General features: G+C 72.6%; 5 protein-coding genes. 3 read left to right on the forward strand and 2 right to left on the reverse strand.

Features of this window, described 5'->3' with window-relative positions; translation table 11 throughout:
• Positions 1-47: 47 nt before the first annotated feature.
• Together RM780_RS13995 and RM780_RS14000 are read right to left on the reverse strand one after the other, a co-directional pair.
• Positions 48-1,685 (reverse strand): hypothetical protein, encoded by a 1,638-nt coding sequence (locus RM780_RS13995; RefSeq protein WP_311631016.1) that lies wholly within the window; start codon positions 1,683-1,685, stop codon positions 48-50.
• A 575-nt stretch (positions 1,686-2,260) separates the two neighbouring features.
• A complete protein-coding gene (locus tag RM780_RS14000; protein ID WP_311631017.1) occupies positions 2,261-3,340 on the reverse strand; it encodes an alpha/beta hydrolase family protein in 1,080 nt (359 codons plus the stop codon).
• Between the two features lie 344 nt (positions 3,341-3,684).
• Between RM780_RS14000 and rplK the strand changes: the two genes are divergently transcribed.
• The 3 genes from rplK (at position 3,685) to RM780_RS14015 (ending at position 5,959) form a co-directional block, all read left to right on the forward strand.
• Complete coding sequence (rplK, locus tag RM780_RS14005) at positions 3,685-4,116, forward strand: 50S ribosomal protein L11 (protein ID WP_311631018.1); 432 nt, start codon at positions 3,685-3,687, stop codon at positions 4,114-4,116.
• A 93-nt stretch (positions 4,117-4,209) separates the two neighbouring features.
• A complete protein-coding gene (gene rplA, locus RM780_RS14010; RefSeq protein WP_311631019.1) occupies positions 4,210-4,926 on the forward strand; it encodes a 50S ribosomal protein L1 in 717 nt (238 codons plus the stop codon).
• A gap of 148 nt (positions 4,927-5,074) precedes the next feature.
• Positions 5,075-5,959 carry a hypothetical protein gene (locus RM780_RS14015; RefSeq protein ID WP_311631020.1) on the forward strand — a complete coding sequence of 295 codons (885 nt, stop codon included), beginning with the start codon at positions 5,075-5,077 and terminating at the stop codon, positions 5,957-5,959.
• Positions 5,960-6,000 lie beyond the last annotated feature (41 nt).

Here is a 6,000-nt window from a genome sequence, read left to right on the forward strand (position 1 = left end):
GTGCCGGAGCAGTTCTCCCGGTTCGTGATAACTCCCAGAAGGCAGCGTCAGAGTCGGAGCTCAGATGTCGCACCGCGGCGCCGTGTCTGCATAGGAGTGCTCAACGACGACCTCCTGCTCGCCTTCTCAGCGCGGGCGCGGGCCAGGGCTCCGAGGCGGGCCGTATCGTGCCGCAGGCGCTCGTTTCGGGCGCGCAGGATCGGACTCTCCGCTTCGAGGCGTTGCATCTCGCGGTCGTGCTGCTCGGCGTCGGCGATGCGGCGGGCGGCGAAAGCGGCGTCAATGGCAGCGAGTTGCGGAAAGCGGGCGGAGACGGCGGCTCGGCGTGCGGCATCCTCGACGGCCTGCCGCTCGGTCTCGGCCTGGTACAGGCGGGAGCCGTCGCGGGCGATCCGCCGCGCCTCGGCCTTCGGGTCGGCGAAGCGCGGGCCGGGCTCCAACGGCTCGTCGAAGCGGACCTCCCACGGTCGAGCCGGGATGGGGTTGATGTCCCCGGTGTCGTACGCCGGCCAGCGCCAGCCGGGCACTGATTGCTGCGATCGCGAGGTCACCACGGCGCCGTCGGTGCGCCAGTGGCCCAGGCGCCAGGCTGCCCACCCGGGCGGGCAGCGCACGGTGTGGGGGTGGATGTGCGCGGTGCCGTCCGGTCGGTGGTCGAGGGCGTGCATCACGTCGGACGGCGACCATCCGGCGGCGGCGAACGGGGCGATGATCTTGGTCAGGCGGCCCGGGGCGATCTTGCGCAGCGTGGCCGAGTCGGCGCGCAGGCGGGCGGCGAGGAGGCGCGCGTGGAAACGCTCGGTCGAGGTAGTACTGATCTCCCCGCGCCGCGCACGCGGCGGCCGAACGCCTGTGGGGGGTAGGGGGGAACTACCACCTCTCCTAGAGAAGCCCCGGTTTCGGTTCCCACTTCTGTCCACAGCACGGCCCCGGCGGTCAGCGTCCCCCGGTGTCCCGCTGGTGGTGGCGTAGTGGCCTGCGCCTGGTCGGCGGTCAGCGCCCCTGCCCTGGTCATGGGCGTACGTTTCCGCAGGTCGGGCCAGGTTCGCACTACCGTCTACGGGCAGTCCAAGGGCGCGGCGCACGGTGTTCGCGCGTCGGGCTCGACGCTGGCGGACGCGGCGGCCCCGGCCGCCGGGCACCCGGTCGGGCAGTACGGGGTCCACTGTCTCGGGCACCGTCAGGGCGTAGAGGGGCACCGTGCCGTGCGCCTCACCCTCACGCGGGGCGCGTGCGGCGACGAGCGCGACCAGGAGGCCGTGCTCCGCGAGCCGCTTGACGGCCTTGCCGATGTCCCGAGTGGTGACAGGGCGGCCGGCGTGAGCGGTGGCGGTCTCGGCGAGCAGTGCATGGCGGCGGCGGACGGTGGTGGCCTGCTGGTGCGCGGTGGATGCCATGGCCAGGGCGACGGCTTCCACCTTGGACTGGAAGTCGGAGCGGCCTATGGGTTCGGCGCGTACCGCGTGCATCCACTCGCCCGCGTCGGCGGCCAGGCGTACGCCGTCGAGACGGCCCGCCGCTTCCAGGCGCACGAGGTGGCGGAGGATGCGTTTGCGGTCGGCGGCGTAGTCCGCGGGGTTGCCCGCCGCCTTTTCGGCGGCCCGCTGCCTGTCCAGGTGGTCGCCGCTGCGGCCGGTGCGGTCCGTCCAGAAGGAACGGCGGCGTGGCGCATCGTGCCCCTCCATGTCCGGTCGTGCCGCAGCGGTGCCACGGGTTATAGGGGACGACCGGGACGCCCCGGGCGTGGGGGAGTAGTCGTAGCGGTGCGCAGGCTGCGCTACCGTGTTGCTCAGTTGGGGGGCCAATCGGACCTCACGTGCTCCGTACGGAGCGCCCCCGGGTGAGTCTTTGGCGAGAGGAACCCGGAAGCGCCAGAACGCGGAGAGGGCGCCCCCGCCGGATGACGGCGGGGGCGCCCGTTGCTTTACGTGAGCACGGCGACCTCCCCCGGGATCGCCCAGTCCGCCGGGAGCGGCCCACACTGCGGCCCATACAGGGCCGTGATGAGGCGTTCCGGATCGTGGCGGACCGTGTCGCCTTCACCCGCGACAACGCGCAGGTCAAGGGGGGCGACGGGGGAGGGGTGGCAGGTCAGAGAGGTGTGGCGGCCACAGTCCCTGGGATGGAGATCAATCCCAGAAGAACTGACCCTCCGGGCCGCCGCGCGGACGGCCCTCATGCGGCGCACCCGGCCCGCGCGGACACCCCTGTCCGCGCGGGCCGGCCGTTGTGGTGGGGCCCGCGCGGACGGGGGTCGGGGTCAGCGCAGGTTCTCGGCGAAGAAGTCGGTCGTCGCCTGCATCGAGTCCGGCCACTGGGAGAAGAAGGTGTGGCCCTCGCCCTCGTACGTCAGGCGGCGCACGTCCTTGCCGGCCTCCTCGAAGGCGGTGGCCACCTCCTCCGACCAGGCCGGCGGGCAGACGTCGTCGGCGGTGCCGTGGTGGATCAGCAGCGGCTCGGTGACGCGGTCCACCTGGTGGAGGGGGTTGGCGCCCTCCCAGAACTCGGGGTTCTCCTCGGGGGTGCCGTGCTCGGCCTCGACCGCGGCGGTGTTCGGGTCGGGGGCGGAGCCGTCGGGCAGGCGCGGGCTGCTGTACCCGAACTGCCTGAGGTTGTCCGCCGGGCGCGCGCTCACCGGGGCGAAGACCACCGCGGCGTCCACCAGGCCGGGGGCCACCACCATCGTGTTGTAGACCACCCCGCCGCCCATCGAGCGCCCCAGCAGGCCGATCCGGTCCCCGTCGACCTCCGGGAGGCCCGAGGACCGCAGCGCCAGGACCGCGCCGATGGTGTCCTCGGTGTAGCCCAGGCGCAGGTGGACCTCGCTGTCCGGGTCCTCGTCGGAGCCGGCGTGGTTGCGGTAGTCGGTGTGCAGGGCGATGTAGCCCTCGCGGGCCAGCAGGTCCTGCTCCCGCATCAGTCCCTGGCCGGTGTTGTACTCGTCCGGGTCGATGTAGCCGTGGGCCAGGACCACCGCGGGGAACGGCCCCTCGCCCTCGGGAACGTTCATGATCCCGGAGATCGTCAGGCCGTTGGCCCGGTAGGTGATCGCGTACCGCGTATAGGCGTCGGTCCGGGCGAGCACCTCGCCCAGCCGCAGGTCCGAGCCCTCGTGCTCCCGGTCGATGAGGGCCTGGATGGACACCGGGTCCACGGGGGTCGGCGAAGGCGAAGGCGACGGGCTGGGGGAGGGCGACTCCTCGGCCTCCCGGCTCGCGGACGGGGACTCCTCGGGGGCGGCGCGCTCCTCCTCCCCGCCCCCGCTGCACCCGGCCGCGACGGCGGTCAGCAGTAACGCCGCTCCCGCCCGTATCGCACGTCGTGTCCATGTCCGGCTCACCGGCAACCTCCTGGTCCGAAGGACGTCCTGCGGCGGACCGGGAGGGGCGAGGCCGCCCGGCCGCCGGATACGAACGGCCCGGCCGGGACCGCCCCGGCGAGCCGGTGGTGCGTGCTGGTACGTACTCGCGGGCGCGAAGATTCGCGCCGGGCCCATTCAACCTCACCGCCGCCCGGCCCGTCGCGCCTCCCCCGGCCCGTCGCCGCCCTCCGGCCCCGGCCGGACCGGGCGCGATTTGGGGCGGACGGGCCCAGCCGTTACCGTTAGTCGGTATGTCTCCGCCCGGGAGGGCAAACCCGGCGGGGACGCACCACGAAGCAACCATCGCGAGGCAAGGACCCGGAATGCCGCCGAGGAAGAAAGTCACTGGGCTGATCAAGCTCCAGATCCAGGCCGGCGCGGCCAACCCCGCGCCGCCCGTCGGGCCGGCGCTCGGCCAGCACGGCGTGAACATCATGGAGTTCTGCAAGGCCTACAACGCCGCGACCGAGTCGCAGCGCGGCTGGGTCATCCCGGTGGAGATCACGGTCTACGAGGACCGCTCCTTCACCTTCATCACCAAGACCCCGCCGGCCGCGAAGATGATCCTCAAGGCCGCGGGCGTGGAGAAGGGCTCCGGCGAGCCCCACAAGACCAAGGTCGCCAAGATCACGCGCGCCCAGGTCCGGGAGATCGCCACCACCAAGCTCCCCGACCTCAACGCCAACGACCTGGACGCCGCCGAGAAGATCATCGCCGGCACCGCGCGTTCCATGGGCGTCACCGTCGAGGGCTGAGCGCCACCCCGCCCCCGGGCGACGACCACCGTGGCAGGGCCTCGCGCGGCCCGGACCACGACTCCCCGCACCACATGAGAAGCAGGAGCAGCAGTGAAGCGCAGCAAGAACCTCCGCGGCGCGGACGCCAAGGTCGACCGGACCCGCGTCTACGCCCCGCTGGAAGCCGTCCGGCTCGCCAAGGACACCTCCTCCGTCAAGTTCGACGCGACCGTCGAGGTCGCCATGCGCCTGGGCGTCGACCCGCGCAAGGCCGACCAGATGGTCCGCGGCACGGTCAACCTCCCGCACGGCACCGGCAAGACCGCCCGGGTCCTGGTCTTCGCCACCGGTGAGCGCGCGGCAGCCGCCGAGGCCGCGGGCGCCGACATCGTCGGCTCCGACGAGCTGATCGAGGAGGTGGCGGGCGGCCGTCTCGACTTCGACGCCGTCGTCGCCACCCCCGACCTGATGGGCAAGGTCGGCCGGCTGGGCCGCGTGCTCGGCCCCCGCGGCCTGATGCCGAACCCCAAGACCGGCACCGTCACCCCCGACGTGGCCAAGGCCGTCACCGAGATCAAGGGCGGCAAGATCGAGTTCCGCGTGGACAAGCACGCGAACCTCCACTTCGTCATCGGCAAGGTCTCCTTCGAGGAGCGGCAGCTCGTGGAGAACTACGCCGCGGCGCTGGAGGAGATCCTGCGCCTCAAGCCCTCGGCGGCGAAGGGCCGTTACCTGAAGAAGGCGACGATCACCACCACCATGGGCCCCGGCGTCCCCGTGGACACCAACCGCACCCGCGATCTCCTCGCGGAGGAGACGGCCGCCTGACGGCCGCGCGACGCGCCCGTCCCCGTTCTGTCACAGAGCGGGGGCGGGCATTTTTTCTGCCTTTCGGCCTGTCTACTGTGACAGAAAGGTGAAAAACGATCGCTGGTACGCGCGTTGACCGCGGAAGCGAAGCAGAGACGGGAGCACCATGCGTTGCGCACGCACGGCCGCACTGACGCTGACGGCCGCCGCACTGGTCGCCGGCACCGCCGCCTGTAGCGGCTCCGGCGACGACGGACGGCCCGCGGGCGGCGGGTCGGCCTTCGAGGCGGTGCAGGCCGCCGCGGAGTCCACGGCGGATACCACCTCGGCCCGGGTCGACGCGGTGATGACGATGCCGCCCGCCGCGGGCGGCACCGTGGAGATGGCCGGGGCCATGTCCTGGGACCCGGAGCTGGCCATGGAGCTGACGATGAGCGGCGACGCCATGGCCGCCGACCCCTCCATGCCGGAGGAGACCACCGTCGTCTGGGCCGACGACGTGATGTACATGCAGATGGGCGAGGAGTTCGCCGCGCAGTACCAGGGCCGCGGCTGGCTGGGGATGAACCTCACCGAGCTGGCCGAGGAGACGGGCAACCCCGCGCTGGGCGACGCGATGTCCATGGGCCTGGACGAGGCCAACCAGGACCCCGCCCAGCAGCTCGCGATCCTGCTCCAGTCCCCGGAGATCGAGCTGGTCGGCGAGGAGCGCCTGGAGGACGGCACCCGGACCAGCCACTACCGCGGCACCATCGCGGTGGACGACGCCCTGGAGAACAACGGCGCAGCCGACCTGCTCAGCGAGGGGGAACGGCAGGAGCTGGCCGACATGATGCGCCAGCAGGGCATCGAGGCGTACGACATCGACGTCTGGGTGGACGGCAACGACTTCCCCGTGCAGATCCACCAGGCGTACGACACCCACCAGGGCCCCGTCTCGTACGAGGCCCGGTACAGCGACTTCGGCACCGAGGTGAGCGCCGAGGCCCCGCCCGCCGGCGAGGTCGTGGACATCATGGAGCTGCTGAGCGCCCAGGGCGTCACCGGCTGACGCCCCCGCCCCGCGGCCGGGCGCCGGGCGGGGGCGTCAGC

It is taken from the genome of Streptomyces boetiae (assembly GCF_031845405.1).
In the GTDB taxonomy this organism is placed as follows: Bacteria; Actinomycetota; Actinomycetes; order Streptomycetales; family Streptomycetaceae; genus Streptomyces; species Streptomyces boetiae.

What these genes read in the sequence shown, in the direction of transcription:
- RM780_RS13995 (WP_311631016.1), bottom strand. Translation starts at nt 1,685, where the DNA reads ATGGAGGGGCACGATGCGCCACGCCGCCGTTCCTTCTGGACGGACCGC.
- rplK (WP_311631018.1), top strand. Translation starts at nt 3,685, where the DNA reads ATGCCGCCGAGGAAGAAAGTCACTGGGCTGATCAAGCTCCAGATCCAG.
- RM780_RS14015 (WP_311631020.1), top strand. Translation starts at nt 5,075, where the DNA reads ATGCGTTGCGCACGCACGGCCGCACTGACGCTGACGGCCGCCGCACTG.